Origin of the sequence: Runella aurantiaca (genome assembly GCF_003339505.1) — a bacterium.
Classification (GTDB): domain Bacteria; phylum Bacteroidota; class Bacteroidia; order Cytophagales; family Spirosomataceae; genus Runella; species Runella aurantiaca.
This window is the reverse complement of the sequence record NZ_QPIW01000008.1, coordinates 122,584-145,726: the sequence shown is the minus strand read 5'-3', so window position 1 is coordinate 145,726 and position 23,143 is coordinate 122,584. Positions and strand designations below refer to the sequence as shown.

13 protein-coding genes are annotated in these 23,143 nt (G+C 47.5%); 4 read left to right on the top strand and 9 right to left on the bottom strand.

All coding sequences use genetic code 11. From position 1 onward, the window contains the following. Positions 1 to 267 precede the first annotated feature (267 nt). On the bottom strand, positions 268 to 3,309 hold the full coding sequence (locus DVG78_RS12170; RefSeq protein ID WP_114461346.1) for an ELWxxDGT repeat protein: 3,042 nt from the start codon (positions 3,307 to 3,309) through the stop codon (positions 268 to 270). A 450-nt stretch (positions 3,310 to 3,759) separates the two neighbouring features. On the opposite strand from DVG78_RS12170, the gene DVG78_RS30555 reads away from it, so the two are divergent. Continuing rightward, positions 3,760 to 5,820 carry a serine hydrolase gene (locus DVG78_RS30555; RefSeq protein WP_114461345.1) on the top strand — a complete coding sequence of 687 codons (2,061 nt, stop codon included), beginning with the start codon at positions 3,760 to 3,762 and terminating at the stop codon, positions 5,818 to 5,820. 73 nt (positions 5,821 to 5,893) lie between these two features. On the opposite strand, the gene DVG78_RS12160 is transcribed toward DVG78_RS30555, so the two are convergent. From DVG78_RS12160 to DVG78_RS12150, 3 genes are all read right to left on the bottom strand, one after another. After that, on the bottom strand, positions 5,894 to 6,586 hold the full coding sequence (locus tag DVG78_RS12160) for a hemerythrin (RefSeq protein ID WP_114461426.1): 693 nt from the start codon (positions 6,584 to 6,586) through the stop codon (positions 5,894 to 5,896). Between the two features lie 137 nt (positions 6,587 to 6,723). After that, positions 6,724 to 7,791, bottom strand: a complete 1,068-nt coding sequence (locus DVG78_RS12155) for an Ldh family oxidoreductase (RefSeq protein ID WP_114461344.1) — start codon at positions 7,789 to 7,791, stop codon at positions 6,724 to 6,726. 105 nt (positions 7,792 to 7,896) lie between these two features. After that, positions 7,897 to 10,389, bottom strand: a complete 2,493-nt coding sequence (locus DVG78_RS12150) for an alkaline phosphatase family protein (RefSeq protein ID WP_114461343.1) — start codon at positions 10,387 to 10,389, stop codon at positions 7,897 to 7,899. A 272-nt stretch (positions 10,390 to 10,661) separates the two neighbouring features. Between DVG78_RS12150 and DVG78_RS12145 the strand changes: the two genes are divergently transcribed. Next, positions 10,662 to 12,689, top strand: a complete 2,028-nt coding sequence (locus tag DVG78_RS12145) for a TonB-dependent receptor plug domain-containing protein (RefSeq protein ID WP_114461342.1) — start codon at positions 10,662 to 10,664, stop codon at positions 12,687 to 12,689. A 120-nt stretch (positions 12,690 to 12,809) separates the two neighbouring features. Further along, entirely contained in the window at positions 12,810 to 15,563 is a 2,754-nt protein-coding gene (locus tag DVG78_RS12140) for a bifunctional YncE family protein/alkaline phosphatase family protein (protein ID WP_114461341.1), read from the top strand. Between the two features lie 99 nt (positions 15,564 to 15,662). On the opposite strand, the gene DVG78_RS12135 is transcribed toward DVG78_RS12140, so the two are convergent. Next, a complete protein-coding gene (locus DVG78_RS12135) occupies positions 15,663 to 17,060 on the bottom strand; it encodes a pyridoxal phosphate-dependent decarboxylase family protein (RefSeq protein ID WP_114461340.1) in 1,398 nt (465 codons plus the stop codon). Positions 17,061 to 17,203: 143 nt separating this feature from the next. On the opposite strand from DVG78_RS12135, the gene DVG78_RS12130 reads away from it, so the two are divergent. After that, positions 17,204 to 18,190, top strand: a complete 987-nt coding sequence (locus tag DVG78_RS12130) for a phosphotransferase enzyme family protein (RefSeq protein WP_114461339.1) — start codon at positions 17,204 to 17,206, stop codon at positions 18,188 to 18,190. Positions 18,191 to 18,270: 80 nt separating this feature from the next. Here the strand turns inward: DVG78_RS12130 and DVG78_RS12125 are convergent, their stop codons facing one another. The 4 genes from DVG78_RS12125 to DVG78_RS12110 all read right to left on the bottom strand — a co-directional run bounded on the left by DVG78_RS12125 (position 18,271) and on the right by DVG78_RS12110 (position 23,104). Further along, complete coding sequence (locus DVG78_RS12125; protein ID WP_114461338.1) at positions 18,271 to 18,891, bottom strand: hypothetical protein; 621 nt, start codon at positions 18,889 to 18,891, stop codon at positions 18,271 to 18,273. Between the two features lie 109 nt (positions 18,892 to 19,000). Continuing rightward, positions 19,001 to 19,390: a hypothetical protein gene (locus DVG78_RS12120; RefSeq protein ID WP_114461337.1), complete on the bottom strand. Its 390-nt coding sequence runs from the start codon at positions 19,388 to 19,390 to the stop codon at positions 19,001 to 19,003. Positions 19,391 to 19,411: 21 nt separating this feature from the next. Further along, positions 19,412 to 20,764 carry a vanadium-dependent haloperoxidase gene (locus DVG78_RS12115; RefSeq protein WP_114461336.1) on the bottom strand — a complete coding sequence of 451 codons (1,353 nt, stop codon included), beginning with the start codon at positions 20,762 to 20,764 and terminating at the stop codon, positions 19,412 to 19,414. A 156-nt stretch (positions 20,765 to 20,920) separates the two neighbouring features. Further along, on the bottom strand, positions 20,921 to 23,104 hold the full coding sequence (locus tag DVG78_RS12110; protein ID WP_229598208.1) for a TonB-dependent receptor family protein: 2,184 nt from the start codon (positions 23,102 to 23,104) through the stop codon (positions 20,921 to 20,923). Positions 23,105 to 23,143 lie beyond the last annotated feature (39 nt).

The following is a 23,143-nucleotide window of genomic DNA, read 5'->3' as shown; positions in this document are numbered from 1 at the left end:
CCAACTTCGGCGGGGCTTTTATCTATTTATTTGCAATGCATTATTTATGGGTAAGTACTGAATCGTAAATAGTTTTTATTATTTTATATTTCCACTAGACCCACCCCGCCCCGTTGGGGGCACCCCTCCCAAGAGGGGATTAGAGTGTAAATCCCCTCTTGGGAGGGGTGTCGCGTAGCGACGGGGTGGGTTTGGAATAGAATAAATTATTTTTGACCACATACTTATCTGCTTCTTAGGTAGTTTCATTTACAAAAAAAGAAGCGTTTAATCGGTTCCACATCCCTCAATCTGAGCTTTGAATACCGCCCCCGCTTTGATTTCAAAGCCAGGTTTAAATTCCAAAAACTTACCCGCCTGATAGACGACATCGGTGTTGGTTTGCAGCAGATTTGATGCCTCAATTCTGTTCTTCACCTTAAAATGATGGATAGCTCCCGAAGCAGTTGTTTCACCGGGATTGCTAAAAAAATAATCCTGTGGACATTCGGGGCGCATCCTCCACAACTCCCGTCCAACATCGGCCCGGTAGGCAGAAAAATAAACCCGTCCGTTATGGGCAGAAACCAATTGTGGCGAAGAGTTACGGATTCCCGCGTCGATGTCCGTCAATCGTACCGTGCCTGAGATGGTACCGTCCGAACGGTACAATTCGTAGCTTTTATGTTGGAGGCCAGAAGCGGGAGAAGATTCATAAGCATTCAAATACAATGAACTGTCTCCTTTCGTCATTCGATAGTCTGAAAGCAACGTACTTTTCAGCCGTTGGGTCCCCTGAGCGGTACCATTCGATTTCCAGAGTTGTTGGTTGGCTAGGAAATAAAGCTCATTTTTAAAAGTCACCAACGAAAAAGGAGTAGAACTAGCCGTTCCTGAAGTAATATCTTTGACCAACCCTGTACCCGCTGCCGTACCATCCGACCGCCACAGTTCGGTACCGTTTGTTGCATCAGAAGCCCTAAAAAAGAGTTTGTCGTCGTAGATAATCAACGCCCCGTAGGACTCCTCAAAATAGGGGTTTCGTCCAAAACCGCTGTTAGGTCCAGCATAAATATCTTTAACAAGTTTTGTGCCCATGGCCGTACCATCCGACCGCCAAAGTTCATAGCCTAAACTGTCGGTGTTAGCAATAAAATACAGGGTATCATTATACACTACAAAGCCATAAGGCATTGAGCTCGCCATCCCAGTATTAATATCTTTGACCAGCGTAGTGGCCGAATCAGTACCATCGGTACGCCACAATTCAACACCCGCGCTGTCGGAGCCTTGGCCCGCGAAATACAAAAACCCTTTGTAAGTAATCATTTTTACGGAAGAATCTGGCTCCGAATAACTTCGGGCAGGCGCGCCAGTTATTTTATCGGTTATTTTCTGAAAACCGCTTTGACTGCTTTTATAAAGTCCGTTGGACAAAAAATAAAGTTCATTGTTAAGAGTGGCAAACAGCACTTTTTGGGTCGTGGGTGAAAAAGTATCAAAAACCTTCGTAGGAGCGGCCTCACCGTTGGTTTTCCATAAATATCGACCGTTGACCATCCAATAAAGTTCATTTTGAAAAACTGTAAAATTATTAAAGTAGGTAGAAAAACCCGTTGTCCCGACCGAATGCCCCTGACTTTCCGATGCATTTTTGGTAAAGTCACCGTACAATAACGCACTAGCGGCGGTGCTATCGGCCCGCCATAGCTCTGTGCCCGATTTGCCGTCGTTGGCTGTAAAAAACGTTGCGTTGTTAAAATGTACCACTCGGCCAAAAGGATTCGTGGCAGAATTGGCCATTTCGGTATTCATGTCCTTGACCAAGGTGGTATTGGCCTGCGTTCCGTCGGTGCGGTACAGTTCAAAGCCTGAAACAGGGCTATAAGCCGTAAACAAAACACCCGTCCCCAGTGCCATCGGCACCACACGAGCCTGTTCAAGACCTAAACTTAGATTCAGGCTTTTGACCAAAACTGTTCCCTCACTCGTGCCATCCGACACCCACATTTCATAGAAATCGTTGGGAGAAGACGCTGTCATAAACGCTATTTTATTGCCAAAGGCAAACGCAGTATTGGTTTCAAAGTAAGAACTGACGGTAGAATCAGCGATGTTTTTTACCAAGGCCGTACCCAGCGTGGTGCCGTTGGTTTTCCATAATTCTCGACCATTGATACTGTCATTGGCAAAAAAGAAAAGGTTGGTTCCTGCCACGGTAAAGCCTGGGTTTGAACCAAAAGTCCCATCATTATAAGCCCCAGAGCTCGGATTGATGTCTTTTAGCAAGGTGGTTCCAGCGGTGGTCCCGTCAGATTTCCACAACTCAAACCCTTTTAAACCTTCAGAAGCGACGAAGAATAATTGATTGTTAAACACCACGGGGTTTGTCACGTGTCGTAAAGAGTCTTTCACTACCTCCGTGCCCAAGGCCGTACCGTTGGATTTCCACAATCGGGTTGAAACGCTATCATAAGCCGTAAAATACACCTGATTATTAAGCACTTGCAAATCACTCGGCGTACTTCCAATCGTTCCCGCATGAATATCTTTCACCAAAACCGTCCCTGCTCCGTTGGATTTCCACAATTCGCAACCATTTACGCCATTGTTTGCCTGAAAAAACAAGGTGGTATCTACAACCGCAAAATGAGCTGGATAACTACCCAAAACCCCCGTATTGATATCTTTTACCATCACGGTTCCCGCCGACGTGCCGTCTGTTCGCCACAATTCCGGCCCGTTTATCCCGTTATTGGCCTGAAAATACGCCTTCGTTCCAATCACTTCAAACGACTTTGGATTACTATTTGCACTACCCGGATTGATATTTTTAACCATGTAGGTACCCGCCGCCGTGCCGTTTGTACGCCATAATTCAACCCCAGTACTATCTTGCAAAAAACTGAAATACAATACATTACTCAAAATCCCTAGTACTTTCATGTAAGCATTTCCTGAGGCGGTGTTAAACAATTCGGAGGTTCCGGTGATAGAACCATTGGTTTTAAACAAGCCGTAGCCACTGCCGCGTCTGTGCGCCAAAAAAATCAGCGACCCGTTAAAATTCGTCAGATTGCTGGGCGATTGTATATAATCCCCAATGGCCGTCATATCTAACAATACCGTCCCGCTGGGTGTGCCGTCCGTTTTGTATAGCATCGTCCCTTTTTCTGACGAAGCCGTATAATAAACCGCTCCACTGATGTTGACTGCATTGGCTACGTCCAACGTACTCGCGTTTGTGCTGTACACATCCTTGAGCAGCTGTTGTCCATAAGATTGAACGAATAAAAGAAGATAAAAAATGGTTGTACAAAATTGTTTCATAACGTTTAACTCAAAGCCCCTCCTGCCAAACTATCCCATCTTAAATAATAAACTTGCATTCTAATATACGATAAAAACAAGGAATTGAATAGCCATTTTTGCCACTACAATACAACGACGAATGGAATATATATCAAATAAAAAATATCCCAATAAGGCAAATTTAAAATATTCCATTTAAAAACAAACTAAAAACGTCATTGCGGGTCATCAACCGTGGCTATTTAAAGAAGAGAAAGAAGGCAAAACTATTTTTTGGATGTAGCTATTTTGGGTAAAAACAAAAGTAGAAACAGCATTTCTTTCTATAAAAATCGCAGTTACACATAATAGGTAGACGATGAAATAGCCCTAATTTTAGAGGACCGAAAGAAAATACCCCAGAGTGCTTATCTTTGCTCAAACCGACTTCAAAACACCCTAAAAACCATCCACCGTCCTTGTTTTCTTATGACGAATCTTTCCCGTTTCCGAACCCTGACAACGACATTTATCGTTATTCTTCTGGCGTCTGTTTTTGGTTATAAAAAAACATTTGCCCAACAAAAAACCACCCCCTATTTCCCACCCACTCACGAATGGACAAAAAAAACGCCCGCTGAAATGGGCTTGAATCCCGCCAAAATTCAGGAAGCGATTGCGTTTGCCCAAGCGAGTGAGTCCAAAAACCCGCGCAGCATGGAGCAATCGCATTATCAGAGTTTTGGTAAAGAACCCTACGGTTTTGCCATCGGGCCGTTTGCCGACCGGGGCGACCAAACGGGTATCATCGTCTACAAAGGCTACATCATAGCCCAATGGGGCGACCCGTCGCGCTGTGACATTACACACAGTGTTACCAAAAGTTTTCTTTCGAGCGTCGTGGGTTTAGCGGTCGACAAAGGACTGATTCGCAGCGTCAATGATACCGTAGCCCCCTACGTGCCGCCGATTGAGCTTTACGGCCAGCCCGTTCAACGTCCTGCCGACGAGTTTGGCAAACCCGAATTACTACGGCTTTTTGATACCCCCCACAATCGCCGCATCACGTGGGACCACCTCCTGCGCCAAACCTCCGATTGGGAAGGCACGCTCTGGGGCAAACCCGAGTGGGCCGACCGCCCCGACAAAGACGCAGCTATGTGGCTCACGCGGCCGCGCAACGCCCCTGGAAGCGTATATGAGTACAACGATGTGCGCGTCAATGCGCTGGCGCTCGCCGCCACGAGTGTGTGGCGCAGGCCGTTGCCGCAGGTACTAAAAGAAAACCTCATGGATCCCATCGGTGCGTCTAATACATGGCGCTGGACGGGCTACCGCAACGCTTGGATTGTCTTAGACGGTCAGCCCGTACAATCGGTCAGCGGTGGCGGGCACTGGGGCGGCGGCATGTTTATCAATGCTTTCGACATGGCTCGTTTTGGATTGCTGACCCTGAACCGAGGCAACTGGAACGGTAAACAATTGCTATCTGAACAATGGGTAAAACAGGCCACCACCCCCACCCCGGCCCAGCCTACTTACGGGTACATGAACTGGTTTTTGAACACAGGGCAAAAACCGTTGCCAAGCGCGCCCGCAAACGTATTTTACCACGTAGGCAACGGCACCAACATCGTCTACGTAGACCCCGACCATGAACTGGTGATGGTGGTACGTTGGATTGAAAATAGCGCTTTGGACGGCATCGTAAAAAGGGTCTTAGAGTCCTTTACACCCTCCATACCCAACACCGAGATTTATCTAACCGATTTGAAAGTCTCGGCAGGAAAAGTTACGGTTAGCAATCCCGTAAATATCACCAAACGATCGGGTTACGACAACCAACCTTCCTTTACACCCGATGGAAAAAAGCTGCTTTACACCCGACAAGCCAACGGCCAAACGGACATTTGGGCCTATGATTTGGCAAAGAAAAACCACAGTGCCGTAACCCAAACGCCTGAAAGTGAGTATTCGGCTACGGTCATGCCCGATGGCAAGCATTTTTCGGTGATTCGCGTGGAACCCGACCAAACGCAGCGGCTTTGGCAGTTTGAATTAGGAACAGGCAAAAATCCAAAGGTGATTTTGCCGAGTATCAAGCCCGTAGGTTATCATTGCTGGTTTGGCTCCGATTCGTTGGTGTTGTTTGTATTGGGGCAGCCCAATATGCTTCAATTGGCGCAGGTCTCGACCGATAAAGGCCAAACGATTACAACCAACGTTGGGCGTTCGTTGCTGCGCGTTCCTTCGCAAAAAGCGGTCAGTTTTGTGCATAAAATATCAGCTACGGAATGGCAGGTGAAGCAATTGGATATGAATACATTACAAACAAAAACACTTATTCAAACACCCGCTGGCAGTGAAGATTGTGCCTGGGCGGCGGATGGAACGTTGTTGATGGCGCAGGGCGCGAAGCTGTACAAATGGAATCCTCAATACGACAAAGAATGGCAGGAAGCTGCCGATTGGAGCAGCTTGGGCATCAAACAAATCACGCGTTTGGCCATTGACAGAAAAACCCAAAAACTGGCTTTCGTAGGGCAATAAAAAATACCCGTCTGACGGTTTTGTTATTTTGTTAACTAACCGTCGGACGGGTATAATTGATAGGCTATTAAAATTAAAGCGATGCCCTCAGTTGTGCTTCCAACTCCATCGCCATCGGCACCAATACGTGGTCTTCGATGATGGCGTGTTTGCGAAGCTCTAATTCAAAAAATTCCACCTGATTCAGAAACACCCGGTACGGCATAGGAGGGCGCTCAACGGGCGAATAACGGTGAATAATTTGACTTACTTCTTTCAATTCATCCTCAATAGAATCATGGTGTTCAGTGAATTGGCTGATGGAAGCCGAATTCAATAACTCCGCAATTTCTGCCTTGGTATATTCTCCCGCCGATGCTTTCATCAACTTTTTAATGTACGGAAAAAACTCGCGTTCTTCCATCTTGACGTGCTCGACGAGGTCGTTTTTGTATTCGTTAAAGAACAAGCAAAGTTCTGCCAACAACTCATGCGTTTGACCGTATTTGCTGAATATATGCAAAAGCGATTGCTCGATTTCGGGTAATTTTTTGGTCAGATAGTAGCGGTGTGTTGCCTGTAAATACGCCAAAATATCCCCCATTGAAAACTTTCTAATTTTCTGGTACGGAAAATCCTGATCGTCGTTGTACAAATCCAGAATCAGACTGATCAATTCATTGTCTAACTCAATGCGGTTTTTGCCGCCAAAATCTTCGAGGCGTTCGGTAACTGACTGGTGAACGAGGGAATCGTTAATGAGTTCGTTGTAGGTACTTTTTGTCATGACTTGCGTTTTTTCAGGTTGAAAGACGGCATTCGCCGCCATTAAATTCAAACAGCAAGTTTATGCATCTGCTCATAAAGAAACCATGATTAATGTCAGCAATGGTCAACGAGCTGTTTATACAGCAATTTAGAATTTTATAACGTAATCCCAAATCTTTTTCCCAGTTCTTCCAACGACTGAACCACGGGGTCGAGCAAATCAAGTCCGTCGCGCAGGCGCTCGGCTTCGATTTCGCGCTCGGGGTCGCCCGGCACCAATACCTGCTTACCTTCCACGGCCTGCGCACTGCGAAAACGACGAATCCAGTTGTCCATGTGTCCTTTAAATTCATCGGCGGGCCGGAAGCCGTCAATGCGCATCGCTCCGAAAAAATGCCCGGTGCCTCTGCCTACGCCTTCTGCCGCCGCCATAAAGCCCGCCGTGGCAAACGGAGGCACCCACGGGCCGTAATTGGCTCCCGACAGTACGCCCGAAAAAATATCCACAATGGAGCCCAATCCGTAGCCTTTGTGACTGCCGTGTTCACGGTCTGAGCCAAGCGGCAACAATGCCCCACCGTTTTTGATAGGATTGGCATCCGTCGTGATTTCTCCATTGGCATCCTGCGCCCATCCCAACGGCGCGGGCAGGTTCTTGCGTTGCAGAATCTCAAATTTGCCGTAGGCCGCCGCCGTACTGGCAAAGTCGGCCACAAACGCGGGTTCTTCATGGGCAGGGACGGCCACCGCAATGGGATTGGTACCGAGCATTTTTTCCAACGAAAACGTGGGCGCTACCAGCGGCGCAGCATTGGTCATGGCCATGCCGATCATGTCGTGCTCTAAGGCCATCATGGCATGATAGCCCGCAATGCCAAAGTGATTGGAGTTTTGGACCGAGATCCAGCCCGAACCCACATTTTTGGCCTTTTCGATGACAATTTCCATCGTTTTCGGTCCCACCACCAGCCCAACACCTGCATCGCCGTCAACCACACCCGTACTTGGGGTTTCGTGAACGATGCGGATATTAGGCTTAGGGTTCAGGCGACCGTGGTCGAAGAGACGCACATAGCCCGCCAAGCGGGCAATGCCGTGCGAATCTACCCCGCGCAAATCGGCTGAAATAAGGGTTTTAGCGGCCAATTGAGCATCGGCCTCCGAGAAGCCGATGCTTTGAAATATATGTTGCGTAAAGGTTTTGAGCTGCTCAGCGGTAAACATAATTGATGCGTTAAACGTGTGATGTTGGAGAAAATAATAACGCCGCAAATGTCGTACTATTTTTGAGAAAAGCGGTTGAACAGCCGCTGAGAAACCCCGTGATTTTTAATCATCATCCCCCTCTTCTTCTTCCTCTTTTTCTTTTAATTTCACAAACGCTCCCCGCACGGGCGCGGGCATTTTTGACTTCTCTCCTCTCACCGTTTGCCACACGATTTCGCTAAAAATCAGGTCATCGATGGCGTCGGGTTTTGACAAATCAAACTGGAGCGTGCGGCGATGATTGTAGTTGGCCGCTACGTTTTTTTCGTTCAAATCAACGCCCGGTTCTTTGGCCTGAAAAGGCGCTGTATTGGGCGTTTTTTGGAAACAACGCCACATCGGCACCGCCGCGGCATCGTACTGACTCATGGGTTTGAGGCCCAAAATCAATTCTATGGTACGCAACATCCCAGAAGTAGAATACATGGTATGGTCCACAAAACCACGCTTGACGTAGCCACCCGCCACGAAGGCAATCGAACGGTGCGCGTCCACGTGGTCGGGGCCGTTTTGGGCATCATCCTCCAAAATAAATACGACAGATTCTTTCCAAATCGGGCTTTTGGAAAGGTGCTCCACAAAGCGCCCCACCGCCAAATCATTGTCGGCCACGGCAGCGTCGGGCGTAGGATAGCCCACGCGAGCGCCAGACGTGTGGTCATTGCCCATCCGAACGGTATTGAGGCGTGGTACAGCGTTATTTTTTACCAATTCATCAAAATCTTTTTCCCAGGCTTTTTCACGGTCAATGTCCATATAACCCAAATTATAACCTTTGAAATTAGGGGCAAAATGACCTTCAAGAACGGGAATGGTGGGCTTGTCATCCACAAACCAGCCGTAACTGCGGTAGCTGACGTTGGCACGTTTGCAGTGGTCCCAAATAAAACCGTCGCGGGGGTAAGCAATTTCTTTTTGGCCTTCATAATCGTAGGTGCCGCCGCGCCCGCCGTAGCTCGTCACCCAGTTCTTTTCTACGTAATCATTCGCATACGCCGCCGATGACCAATTGTGCCCGTCGGCGCTCACTTCGGCATCAACATAAAAATTATCCAACAGCACAAACTCACGCGCCAAGGCGTGTTGGTTGGGCGTTACTTTTTCGGGAAACAAGCACAGGGCCGCGTCGCCGTTGCCTTCTTTCATATCCCCCAAAATCTGGTCGTAGGTACGGTTTTCTTTGATGATGTAAAAAACGTACTTAATCGGTGACACTTCTCCTACCTTCATCGGAATCGGATTGCCCGCTTCGCCCTCGGCCAATGTTTCTTTGTTTTTGGTGTAAGGCGTGTTTTCGTAAACCAGCTTGGAATAAACGCCCAAAATTTCTTCGTCAGGAAAATCAATAATAGATAACGTTCCTTTAAATAAGCCACCGATGTACTGCGTTTCGTCGCGATTAGCCTCCGCATTAGCCCCTTTGTACTGAGGAGATTTGGAACGATTTGGATTCGGGCCTTTGGGGTTGGCCGACGACGAATAGCCTTTGCCGTTGGTCACCCAAATTTGGTTATTGATGACCTTCAACGACGTCGGATACCAGCCCGTCGGTACGAAGCCTAACGAACGGCTTTTACCTTTTTCGGCCACGTTAAACACGGCAATGCAGTTATTGTCAGCGTTGGCAATCAACAACTTAGATTCGTCGGGCGTGAGCGCCAAGGCGTTGGGGGTACTTCCCACGGGCGCGTTGGGATACAACGACGCATTGAGGGTTTCAACCACTTGTTGCTTGGCCAAGTCAATCATCATCACGGTGTTGTCGTTGCCACAGGCCACGTACAGGAATTTTCCGTCGCGAGTTTGGAGCAAATCATTGGGGTTTTTGGCCGTCGGAATATCCACAACCGTTTGCAATGTTTCGGCGTTCAAAATCCTAACCCCGCTTCCTTCCCACAGACTGACAAACAATTGTTTTTTGTCTTGCGACAACTGACACGCGTAACCTTTGAAACCCAAGCTAATGTTTTTCAAGACTTTACGCGTTTTCAAATCGCATACGTACAGGGAGTTATTTTCTTTGGTTACCACAAACAATTTCTGTTGTGCTTCGTCGATGCAAAGCCCAACGGGGCCGATTTTCTCGGGCCACGGTTTGCCCAACACGATTTCGCCGTCGGTTTTGAGTTTGTTGTTCTGAAGTTGAAAAATCAAAATTTTGTTGTCGTTCCCGCCCGAAGCGTACAACGTTTTTTCGTCGGCACTGAAGGTGAGTCCGTAATACGCTTTGGGCACGACAACATCATCCAAAATCTGCTGCGTGGCGGCATCAATGAGCGTAATGCTATGCGTCTTTTGGCCGTTGTTGGTTACCGCCGCGTATTTTCCCGACGAAGAAATGACCAAGTTTAGCGGTAAATCATTCAAGGAGAGGCTTTTATTACCAGCGGGGGTCAACGACCATCCATTGGGCAATTTAATCCGTTTGGAGGTCAGCATTTGGTAAAACTGAGCGCTTTCGGAAGTGGCGCGACTTTGCCGCTGACAGGAATTTTCGAGTAAAAGAAACGCCCCGACGAGGCACAGAAAAAGGCTAGATTTGGTGGAAGGTTTCATCTGATCTGAATTTTTACAAAAGTGTCAATTGATTGGAGCATTTCACAGTAAAGTGAGTAAAGGAATTATTAAGCTACAAAAGCAGATGGTTAACAATTACTACACAAATGTTTATAAATATTTCTTATATTTAGCAGTGAATTGTTGAAATTGAAGCGCCAATGCGTTTGTTCTGAGCAAATTCAGTGGCTAGTCCGAAACATAACTTTCGCGTAATTTATCAAGAAGTAAAAGTCAGTAATTTTGTCACCATACCGTTTCTTTATCAAAATATGTATAAACTCTCCTTTTCCGCTTTTTCTTTTTTCATCGCGTTTGGCGTGCGCTCGTCATTCGCCCAGTCGCCTGACTCACTCAAAACCAAGCAATTAAATGAGGTTGTGGTCACCTCCACCCGGGGCGAAAAAACCGTATTTCAAACTCCCGCCCTGATTTATGCCATTGGTCAGGAGGAAATCAAGACGTCGCAGTCGCGCAGCACCCCAGAGCTTTTGATGAACCAAATGGGCGTGTTCGTACAAAAAACCACCCACGGCGCGGGTTCGCCTTTTGTACGCGGCCTGACGGGCAACCAAACCCTGCTACTCATTGACGATATTCGCCTCAACAACAGCACTTTCCGTTACGGACCCAATCAATACCTCAACACCATCGACGCCTTTACTTTGGGTCGGGCAGAAGTGCTTTTAGGGAGCGGCTCGGTACAATACGGCTCCGATGCATTGGGTGGAACGATTCAACTTTTTACCACTGCCCCTGAATTTAACACGGGATTCAGTGGCCGGGTATTGGGCCGCTTGGTAAGCGCGGGCATGGAGCAAAGCGGACGGGTAGAGGCCCGCTACGGCGGAGCCAACGCGGCGTTTCAGGCGGGTTTTACCCATCGTCGTTTCGGAGATGTTTTGGGCGGCAAAAGCACGGGTTTCCAGTCTCCATCAGGTTACAAAGAGCAGGATTTTGACCTTAAAGCAAAGTTGAATTTAGGTCGTGGCTGGATGGCCACTTTGGCGCATCAGTCGGTCAGCCAACGCAATGTGGAGGTGTTTTTTCGGTATCAATTGGAAAACTTCAAAATCAACCAATTTGACCCACAACGCCGGCAGTTGACGTATATCAAATTGGAGAACCAAAGTGAATCCAACTGGTTTAATCATCAGACTTTTACGGTTTCGCGGCAGGCAACGCAGGAAGGCCGCTTGAGCCAAAAAAACGGAACCACCGCGCTCCGCTCGGAAACAGACAAAGTACAAACTTGGGGCTTGACATACAACAATCAGTCGCGTTTTTGGAGGGGAATGTTAACCCTTAATTCGGGCGTAGAGCTCTACCGCGACCACGTCAACAGCGAGCGTTATGACGAAAATAACACCACCCTTCAACGCACCTACAGTCGCGGTTTGTACCCCGACAATTCTACCTTTCTGAATTATGCCGCTTATTCCATCGTAAGCACAAACTTAGCCCGGCTCAACTCGACATTTGGTATTCGCTACAACGGATTTGTGATTGACATTCCCGACGCCACTATCGGCGACAGTCGCCTGACCCCCGCCGCATTTGTGTACAATTACAATCTGTCCTACAACCTTGGAAAATCCATTGCACCTTACCTCAATATCAGCACGGGTTTCCGCGCTCCCAACATCGACGATTTGGGCACGCTGGGCATCGTAGATTTTCGTTACGAAGTTCCCACAAACAACTTAAAACCCGAAAAGTCAACCACTTATGAACTAGGACTAAAAATAGCAACCAAAACCATTGGCCTCCAAATGGGCTATTATTCTACCCAACTCCAAAACCTCATCACGCGGGTAAGGGTGCCTAATGAGCAGGTCAACGGCATCAATGTTTACCGCAAAGAGAACGTCGAAAAAGCTTACATCAACGGTTTTGACGCCAAACTCCAAGCCAGTTTGCTTACGTCGCTTCAACTGTACGGCAACGTTTCTTATTGCTTCGGACAAAGTGAAACCAAGAACGAGCCCATGCGTCGTATTCCGCCCGTCAATGGCCGAGTAGGGTTGAATTTCTCAAAAAACAACGCTTGGATTCGTCCCGAATTTTGGTTTGCAGGCGCGCAAGAACGCCTCGCTCAAGGCGACAAAGACGACAATCGAATCGCAAAAGGCGGGACGCCAGCTTGGAATGTATTCAATCTAAATGCGGGCTATACGCTGAAAAAAATCAGCTTTACCGCCGCCGTTCAGAATCTTTTTGACGCAGATTACCGCACTCACGGCTCAGGCATCAACGGCTACGGCCGCAGTCTGTGGCTCACGGCTGAATTTAAATGGTAATATCAAAGGGCTATTATTCTTTATTCCATGCCATAAATGGCATGGCAATTCAAAACTGATTTTCTTATCCATGCCATTTATGGCATGGCAATTTGATGGCAATTTAAAAATCAATTTCTTATGCTACGCATTTTCTTCCTTTCCTTTTTGTGCCTTGCCGTCAGCCAACTCAGTTGGTCACAGGCTTGGCAAATTTCTGCTCCAGCGGGCAGTGAATACGCCAAAGTTGACAAAAACGGCGTGAGCATTTTACCCAATGGACGCCTCATCACGCCCTTGGGCAAACAAATCATGACCGCCCCTCACCCCTACGGATTGGTGTTGAGCAAGGATGGAAACATCGCCGTCACGGCCAACTCAGGCACTAACCCTTTTTCCGTTTCAATCATCAAAAACGTACGCAGCGCCAATCCGACCGTCTTACAAGTACCCGAAGGGTTCAAAACGGACGACGGTATTTTGGAAGCCTGCTTCATGGGTTTGGCCATCAGCCCCGATAACCAAACGCTCTACGTAGCGGGTGGGCAAACCAACAAAATCTTTTTGTTTGACCTGAACACGGGCAAAGGCAAGGGTTCCATCAACTGCGCCGCCAAAAACTACGAGCATGGCTACCTCGGCGACCTCGTTCTTTCCAACGACGGCAAACGTCTCTATGTGGTTGACCAAATCGGGTTTAGAATGGTGGTGGTCAACACCGAAACCCAGCGCGTAGCCGACAATATTCCCACGGGACGCTATCCCTTCGGCATCAGTTTTTCGCCCGACGAGCAACGCATCTACGTGGCCAACGTGGGCGTTTTTGAATACAAACCTTTTACCGATTTAGACCCCAAAAACCTTAAAAAAACCGCGCATCCGTGGCCTGCTACCAAATATGGCAGCAAGGAAATGGAAGAAGGCAACGCCGCCAAAGGCATCCCCGCGCTGGGGAGTCCCAACGCACCCGAGGCCTTTTCGGTATGGAGTTATTCGCCCAACGGCACGAGCTGGAAAGTAAAAAACAAGACCAAAACGGGCTTTCTGGTGGGTCAAATGATTGAAGATTTTCCCGCCGTGGGCGGCAGCAGCCCCAACTCAGTGGCCGCTACTGACAAATATGTGTTTGTCAGCAATGGTAACAACGACTGCGTATCGGTCATTGATATTCAGAAAGATACCGTGGTGTATACCATTCCGTTGCAACCCGACCCGCGTTTGGGCAAGCTGCGGGGATTGATTCCGTTTGGCGTGGCTACCTCGCCCGACCAAAAGCGCCTCTACGTGGCCGAAGCGGGTATCAACGCCGTGGCCGTGATTGATATTCCAAGCCTGAAAGTATTGGGGCATATCCCCACGGGTTGGTTTCCGTCCAAGCTGAAAGTATCGCCCGACGGACGGCAGTTGATTGTCACCAATGCCAAAGGATTCGGCAGCGGGCCAAACGGCGGGCCGAATTTTAAACCCGGCCCCGAAGGTAGCTACGTGGGTAGCTTAATGAAAGGAACGGTATCGGTCATTGATATTCCCGCCGACGCTCAACTCGCCGCACTGACCCAAAAAGTGATTTCCAATAATTTTAAGTTTGAACAAAAACCCGTCACCAAAAATGCGCTTTCCAACATTGAGCATATCGTGTTTATTTCTAAGGAAAACCGCACCTACGACGAAGTATTTGGACAACATACCAACGGCAAAGGAGAGGCTTCATTAGCGCGTTATGGTCTGAAAGCGACGTTTTCTAACCGCAACAAAACCCAAACGTTGGAAAATGTAGACGTGATGCCCAATCATGCGGCATTGGCGAAGCGTTTTGCGATGTCTGACAATTTTTACTGCGACGCCGACGTCTCAGCCGACGGCCACCGCTGGATGGTGGGCGTATATCCCAACGAATGGGTAGAAACGGGTACCTCTGCCGCTTACGGCGGAAAACGCGACTTGATTGATACCTCCAAGGCACCCGGAAATTGGTCTTTTTACGGCTCGGCAGGGAGCATTTACCCCGAAGATTATACCGAGGCTGGCTCAATTTGGGACCACCTCGAACGCAACAAAAAGGAGTTTTTTAACTTCGGTTTCGGCGTCGAAATGGCCGCTGCTTATTCTGACAGTACCATGAAGTACATCGGCGAGCTGTACACCATCAATTACCCCTTGCCCGCGCCGCTTTACGACCGCTCTTCTAAGATATATCCGACCTACAATATGGCCATTCCAGACCAGTTCCGGGCCGATGTATTCATGAAGGAATTTAACGAAAAATGGGGCGGCACCAACGGAAAACTACCTTCGGTGCTCACGCTTATGCTGCCCAACGACCACGGCACCCGCGAACGCGCCAAAGCAGGTTATCCGTTTACACAAAGCTACATGGCCGACAACGACCTGGCCCTCGGACGCGTGGTAGAGTTTTTGAGCAAAACCCCTTATTGGAAAAAAATGCTCATCGTGGTGCTGGAAGATGACCCGCAGGGCGGCGTGGACCACATCGACGCCCACCGCAGTTTGTTGCTGACGATTTCGCCTTGGGTCAAGAAAAACTACGTTGGACACGAGCACTATAGCTTTGGCAGCGTGTTCAAAACCTTCTGGAATATCCTCAAAATGCCGTACCTCAACCAATACGATGCAAGTGCGACGAACCTCATCGACCTATTTACCAATACGCCCGATTACACGCCTTTCAATGCTGTGGCGATTGATAAACGCCTGTTTGACCCGCAAAAAGCGCTAGATCCATTTGATGAAAAATTTGACTGGAAAGCCTTTGCTGAATCGGAAGAATTGGACCGCACCGAAACCATGCAAAAACGCCGGGCCGAAGATGATGAAGAGCTTAAAAAGGCAAAACAGAAAAATGTAAAACAGAAAAGTACAAAACCGAAAAAGTAAATACCCATGTGGTTCGGGTTGCTCACAACCCGAACCATTTTTTTTCATACGTCAGGTTGTGAGCAACCTGACGCACAGTCATTCAACCCGACGCACCATCTACACCGAGGTAGCTAATACCGCGTTCATTTCGGCAATCGCAATTTGAATATCTTTTTCAGTTGTACGCCAATTGACAAACGCCGCCCGGATGCCTTTTTTGCCGTTATAGACTGTTGGGGTCATAAATACTCGGCCGCGTTGGTTGAGTTGAGTTAGAAACGAATCTACTTTATCCTGATTTTCTCCACCCTTTAGGGTAAAACACACGTTGTTCAGGCGCGTTGGTGCAAGCAATTCAAAATCAGTGCTTTGCTGAACAAAACGGCCCAACAACTGCGCCATCTGAATGCTATTTTCGACAATCTCCTGATAACCTTTTTTGCCGTACGCCTTCAATGTAAACCACGCGGGCAAGGCGCGCAGTCGGCGCGAGTTTTCGGGCAAAAAATTAAGAAAACTGAAATTTTCGAGCGGGTTGCCGAGGTAAGGTGCATTGGAGTTTTGGAAAGTTTCTACCTGCAAAATACTGTGTTCTTTTTTCACCAAAAAGAAGGCACTTTCGTAAGGTACATTCAGCCACTTGTGGCAATCAACGGTAATGCTATCGGTACCTTCCCAGCCATTGAGTAAGTGCTTGTATTGGGGCGAGCAAGCCGCAAAACCACCAAAGGCCGCGTCGATGTGCCACCAAAAATTATGTTTTTCTTTTAATCGAGCAATGGCTTCAAAATCGTCAAAATCAACGGTATTGACCGTGCCGCCACTCGAAATCAGGATAAAAGGCTCGCCTGAAAGCGCTTCTATTTTTGTTTCCAAATCCGCAACATCCATCGCTTCCCGATTGCCCACCAACGTATTGATTTTGATAAAATTCTGACTTCCTAACCCTAACATCGCCAACGACTTAACGGCCGAAGAATGCGGCGTGGCACTCATTATTTTTACGCCTTTTCCAACGCCTTCTTTGGCAATATCGCGCCCCTGCTGCTTGCCTGCCCACTGACGCGCCACGGCCAACGCGGTAAAATTGGACATGGTCGCCCCCGTCACAAAGCCACCGGTGAAAGTCTCCGGTAAGTCAAAAAGCGACAGCAACAACTGAATGGTTTCCACTTCAATCAGCGCCGACAAGTCACCTTGCCCCTGAATAGCCTGTGGATTTTGGTCGTACACCCCTGCCAACCAGTCGCCTGCCACGGCGGCGGGCGTAGCGCCACCCGTCACAAATCCCCACGAGCGCGGCCCCGAAGAAGCCACGATGAGCGGGTCAAAACGTTGGTTAAATTCGGCCAAAACTGCCGACGTCCCCTTTCCGTCTTCTTCCAAATCGGCTACCAACGGCACAGTGTGGGGCGCAGAAGTGGGGCGTTGGTCAATGGTTTTCAGGAAATCAATACCCTGTTCGAGGACCTGTTGGAGAATAGCGTCAAATGAGGATAAATCGTTTTGTAACATAGCTGTAACGGATTGTTTTAGGCTGCAAAGAAACAGGAAATCAATTAGTCATTGACCGAAATAAAAGAAAAATAGTGCATCTTTGGCCCCCAATTTTCCTCTAATTGGCATTTTCTTCTCTTTTTACTCCAAATTTCAATTTCATGAATTCTCTCCCCGTCTATGACTCAAGGCTCTCTGCCTCGCATTTAGGTGTGTTTTTGCAGACACGCTACCTGTTCAATGATGCTGTTCAATGCCGGATTCTGAAAACGGGCATCAATCATTCGTACCTGTTGAAAGATGGCAGTAACAAGCAGATTTTCAGGCTTTACAGCTACAATTGGCGCACAAAAACCGAGATTGAAGAAGAAATCCGTCTGCTCAAACTGCTGAACGAAAACGGCGTGCCCGTCTCCTACCCCATTTCCGATGCAACGGGCAGTTTTATACAGGAAATAATGGCACCTGAAGGTCTGCGGTTTGGGGTCTTGTTCTCTTTTGCCGAAGGTGAAAAAATACGAAACTTCACTGCCGACATGAGTTATAATATTGGTGTTGCGATGGCTCGCTTTCACCAAGTTACGCAAAATTTAGCTTTGGAGCGAGTCACTTACAACGTTGAAACCCTACTCGTAGCGCCACTCCAACACGCTCAAACTTTTTTTGGCGCAGGTTCTGAAACCATGTTTTTTTTGGAAAAATCCACCCATGAATTGGTGGAAAAATTGAAGGAGATTAATTTGAAAGAAGTCAGAGAAGGTGCTGTTCATCTGGACATTTGGTTTGACAATATGCACGTTACGCCCAACGGCGAGGTTACCTTTTTTGACTTTGATTTTTGCGGAAACGGTTGGCAAGTCCTTGATTTGGCGTATTTCAATGTGCAATTGTTCAATACTGAATTTGATGCCGACGAATACCAAAGAAAACTCCAACGGTTTTTGGAAGGCTACGAAACCATTGTAAAGATTTCTGACGAAGAAAAACGCCTGATTCCCTATTTGGCGGTGAGCCTCTGGTTTTTCTATTTAGGCGTTCAGTGTCAAAGGTTTGATGATTGGGGCAACTTGTTTATTAGTGAAGATTATTTCAAACGTTTTATCGGACTGATTCAAAAATGGTGTACCAAACATGAGTTATTTGCGTAAAACAACAACGGCGCAAAGAAAAAGCTTACTTTCTTTGCGCCGATGCGCGGTCTGCCGAGCGGTCATTTAATATTCAGCCGTTACTCTCCTGCGAGCATTTTGGCCGTTACTTCTTTTTCAATCGTAATGTAGCCCGGATAATTGATTTGTGAATTACCGATGCCAAGCGTTGGCCGGAGTTTGATGGTCAGCTTGGAGGGCTGTGAACCCGCCTTGCCAGATAAGTTTTCGACCATGTTCACAAACGCATCACGCGCTTTGGCGTCGGTCAAGAGGCGGTAGGCGTTGGTGCTGAGCTGCATGGGAACACGGGTGGTGCCGCCGTTGGGCTGCACATCAATGCGCTGGTCCCAGAAACCAGTAAACACCTCATTTTCAGAAAGAAACACTTTGTATTCAAATTGATTGATGCCCGCCTGCTGTTTGGTCGGATTGGTCACATCCAAATTCAACCGAAGATTGAGCGGCACATCCTGACTCAACAACGCTAAGGCCAGCCTTGGCGACTTGGCCAAATCAAAATCCTGCATATTTCTGAATTGACGAACGTCGATGCCCGCCAACGTGATGTTGTCGGCCGATGCAATGGCGTATTTACAGTCGCCCAGGGTTTTGGCTTCCGATATTTGTCGACTAACGGCGCATTGTTGAAAAAGCCCCGTCAATGCAATTCCGAGGATAAAAAGACTAATTTTTTTCATCTGTAACTTGTTCATAAAATCTTTCTAAAAATGACCTATTAACGCGTTACTCGGCACAAAATTGCTATCGACAACAAGTTTCCTATCCGTTGTTTCCTTCTCAAAACACCTATTTACACACTTCTTGGAGTTTTTTTTCGGTGGCAGCATCAAAGGCCTGCCGCTGCTCAATTGTTTTATAACTTACGGCAAACAGGCTATCCATTGTTTTCGTAATCTTTTCGGCCAATTGACCCGTCCGCAGCGTGTAGGCCGTCTTGACCGAATCAATGCGCTGGCTTTGTGCGGGCGAAAGCGGCAGGTGATGCTTGGCCAATGAATCTTCCATGAGCCGAATATCGTTGGCGGCATTGAAGCGTTCTTCCTTCAATTGGCGAGCTTCGCACTCCAAATTCGCCATTAATTGTACGTCCTTTTCGAATTGACCACCATCCTTTTTTTCACAACTCAAGAGGCCTATACAACCGATTATTACCCAATAAAAAAGTTTAATTTTCATAGAGACAGGTAGAATTGCGCGTTACTTAGTTACTGAAGGCCATTGGATGGATTTAACGACATTATCGCCAATTCCCCGACCCATTTTCAAGCCGTTTATGTTGTCCATATCATAGTGAATACCTCCATAAAGGCGCGAGTTGGCGCATTCTTCGGCCATTTCGGCAAAGTTTGAGAATTTACGGGGGGCAAAACCGTGTTGTACTTGTGAGCGGTCTGTCAGGGCGTAAGTACCATCACCACTGGTAAAAAGTTTCGTAAAAATGCGCTCTCCCACACCAATTTCGGTGGCGTGCCCAGAGGTATAAGCAGGAAAAGCAGGCGTTCCGATCACGGTCTTAAAATTGGGGTCAATGTACCGCTGAATATACGTAACGGGGCGTATCAGTGAATAGTCGTATTTGGCTTTCCAACAGGCAATAAAGGCGTCGATTTCACCAATGCCCAGCATGGCATAGCCCACTACGGCTCGTTCAAGGGTTGAGTTGGTTTCTTCCAACAACTGCGTCATGATATTGAACGTATGCCCAGTAGGTGTACAAGTCGCAAAAGGATCATCGGCCCAAAATTTGGCGATTTCGATTTGGTCGGGCGTATTCTTTGTTACCTGCGTATAAACGTGAAATGCCTGTTTGAAAAAATCCGATTGGGTATCAAACGAAAACGGAATCGGCTTGGGCGGAGTGCCATACGTCATATTTGAAGCCAAAACGGGGCGACATTTGTACCAATAAGGACTCAACGGGGTAAGGTTTTTGGCGTCGGTTGGTTCCCATTTATCAATGCCTTTCACGGGGGTAAAAGGCCTCGAAAAAGGATTAAGATACGAATCATGGCCACCATCCGATTTGGAATATTCGTAAATGGCCTGAGCCACGGCTTTCCCATGTTTCACCGACTCGTCGCTCAGGATTTTAGAGGTAGTTCCCGCATATTGGGCCAAATATTTGGCTTCCATTTCGTCGATTTTGGCGAGATTGGCGGGGCTTAGGTTTTTGTCAAACATAAACCGCATCATGTCGGCTACGGCGGCATTGACCACAATTCCCCAGTGGTAGCGTACATTGAGTGGTATCGCTACGGGCATATCTGCGGGAATCAACCGGTTGAGTTGACCCGCCAATGGCTTGGCATTCGGGATGCCACTGTAAGCCGCTTCGTAGGCCGTAATGCCCACGTAACCGAAAGCTCGTGAGGCTTGTGGAGGCAGAAAACCAGGCGTTTCTTTCACGATTCGGCATTCCAACTTAAACCACTCGCGCAGAAAATCTGCTGAATAATTGGACACCTCATTGGGTTTAGACGGCTCTATTTCCGTACCCGTACACCCCGCAAAAAAAACGAGGCTGACAATAAAATATAAAAGCTTTTTCATAGAAATTTAGAATTAAACGACCTGTACGCAGATGAGTTTTTAAGCCCTTTTAACATAGTGTTCCTCTTCAATTACTATGCCAAAATAAAATTCCAGCTCAATTTATATGCCAAAATAACCAGAGGACTGAGCGATATTTTTTAAGTTTATGCTGTCTTAAATATTGACCCCAACCGTTGCGACAATACTCCTTCCATCCGATGGCCAGATCCCAGGGCCAGGGTAAAATGTGGGGCGTTTTGTAAAATAACTTTTGTTCATTAAGTTATTGACCGACAGCCGAAAAGTATATCTGTTTGTTAAATGGAAAGTAGTATTTAGATCGACCAAACGGTAACTTGGCACCACGCCTTTGGCGCCGTTGGCCGTGGCGGCCACGGTGTTGAAGGCATCGGCAAAGCTTTTACTTACGTTGCTGTACAGCAGCGTTGCACTTAGCCAATGGCACGTAAATTCTATCCCATTTCGGCTCGTCCATTCAGGAACCGATTCCACCTTATTGCCCTTTATGGATTGATTCTCTTTGCCATTGGTCACGCTGCCCGATACATAACGAGCATCCATATAGGCCGTAGATGTAAAAGCCGAAAGCCGGGTTTTGTTGCGGCGAATAAATTCATATTCTACATACACCTCGACGCCTTTGGTGCGACTATCTCCGATATTCGTACGAAAAACATAGGCAGTTCCGTCGGGGTCATTCAGAATCAGGCTGCCCAAGCGATTGTTGTATTGGACAAAAAAAGCACTCAAATCGTAGTGAATTTTTCCTTTGCGGCCACTCAAACCGATTTCAGCATTGTAGCCCTCGGCATCTTTTAGGTTTTTATCGGCCCGTTCGAGGACTGAAGCGGGAATAATATCCTTCAAAATCACGGGACGATAGGCTTGCGACCACCCACCATAAAAGCGGTTGTCTTTGTCGATACGGAACTGAGCACTTATGCCAAACAGCGGAAACTGGTGCGGAATACGGTTGGGAACAACTTCGGGCTTTAAATAACGGATGTACCCCGTAAAATCTGTTTGACCGTTTTCTAACCGAAAACCTGGTGAAATGGACAATTTAGGAGTAATATACAGTACATTTTCCACAAACAGTGCTACATTTTTGGTACGAAAGTGCATGTCACGCCCCCAATCGTTTGGTACAATTAGGGTCAAATCATAGTCGCTGCCAGTGCTTCCTTTGCCCATCTGTTTTCGATTCAAATCATTGTTCATCAACTGAATACCGCCCACGAGCACGCCCCTTATTCTCCCCGTTTGGTACTGGTGCGAAAGCCGCAACTCCGACGTAAAACTGTTGAATTTGTCAATATCCACCTGACGGTTTTTGTACTGACCCGTTGATGGCTCAATGGCATCTTTAACCGTCGCAAAAGCGTCAATCATGGCGCTGTTTCTAAAACCCAAGACCATCGAATTGGTCCATTTCAGCAGTGTGCGAGGCCCCATTTGCCAATGAAGCGTAACAGAAGGCAGGTAAATATCGGGCTCGTAATAATTTCGGGCCCGCGTCGACATCCGAGGGTTGTCGTAAAACATGCTGTCGGTGAGCGGACCAGGAATTTGATACACATAATCGGTATGCCCAAATTCAGCTTTCAGCGACAGTTTAGACGAAAAGTCATATTGCAGCTTCACAAATTGCGACGCTGCTTCCGAGCGGCTGTTTTGACGATAGCCATTTGAATTACGACGGTGATAATACGCATAATACGTCAACTTACCCACTCGACCCCCAACTGCATTGTACGAACTCAACAACCCAAACGACCCCACCGAATTGACACTTTCAAAGCTAAACCGTTTGGTAGTATCGGCCTGTTTGTTAACGTAATTAATCATCCCCCCAAACTGGGCGCCGTACTGCAACGAACCCGTACCACGCACAATCTCCACGCGCTCAAACGACTCAGCGGGCGGGTTGTAATGGCTGGCTGGATAACCGTACATGTCGGTATTGCCCAACACACCGTTGTAACGTATGTTAAATTCCCAACTGCGATGCGGGTCAAGGCCCCGAGTTGATACGTTGATTTGATTGCCAGATCCGTCCATGTCGTAAACGAAAATACCCGGAATTTTGGCAAAAATCTGCCTTGCATTTCGCTCGGCAATGTTGGCATTGACTCCGCCTAGTTGAACGACTTCATTCTTTTTTCCCGCCGTCAGATACGTCCCGTGGACATCGGGCAGGCGTTCGATTTGAATCCGCTCCCGCACCCCAATGACTTCCACTTCATTGAGGTGTTGAGTTGTATCAGATTTTAATTTTTGGGCAATTAATAATTCACTGTATAAGATTAAAAAGAGGAAGGTATAAATTTTTCTCATGGTTAAAATTTCAATAAAATACTGATAAATAGTGTGTGA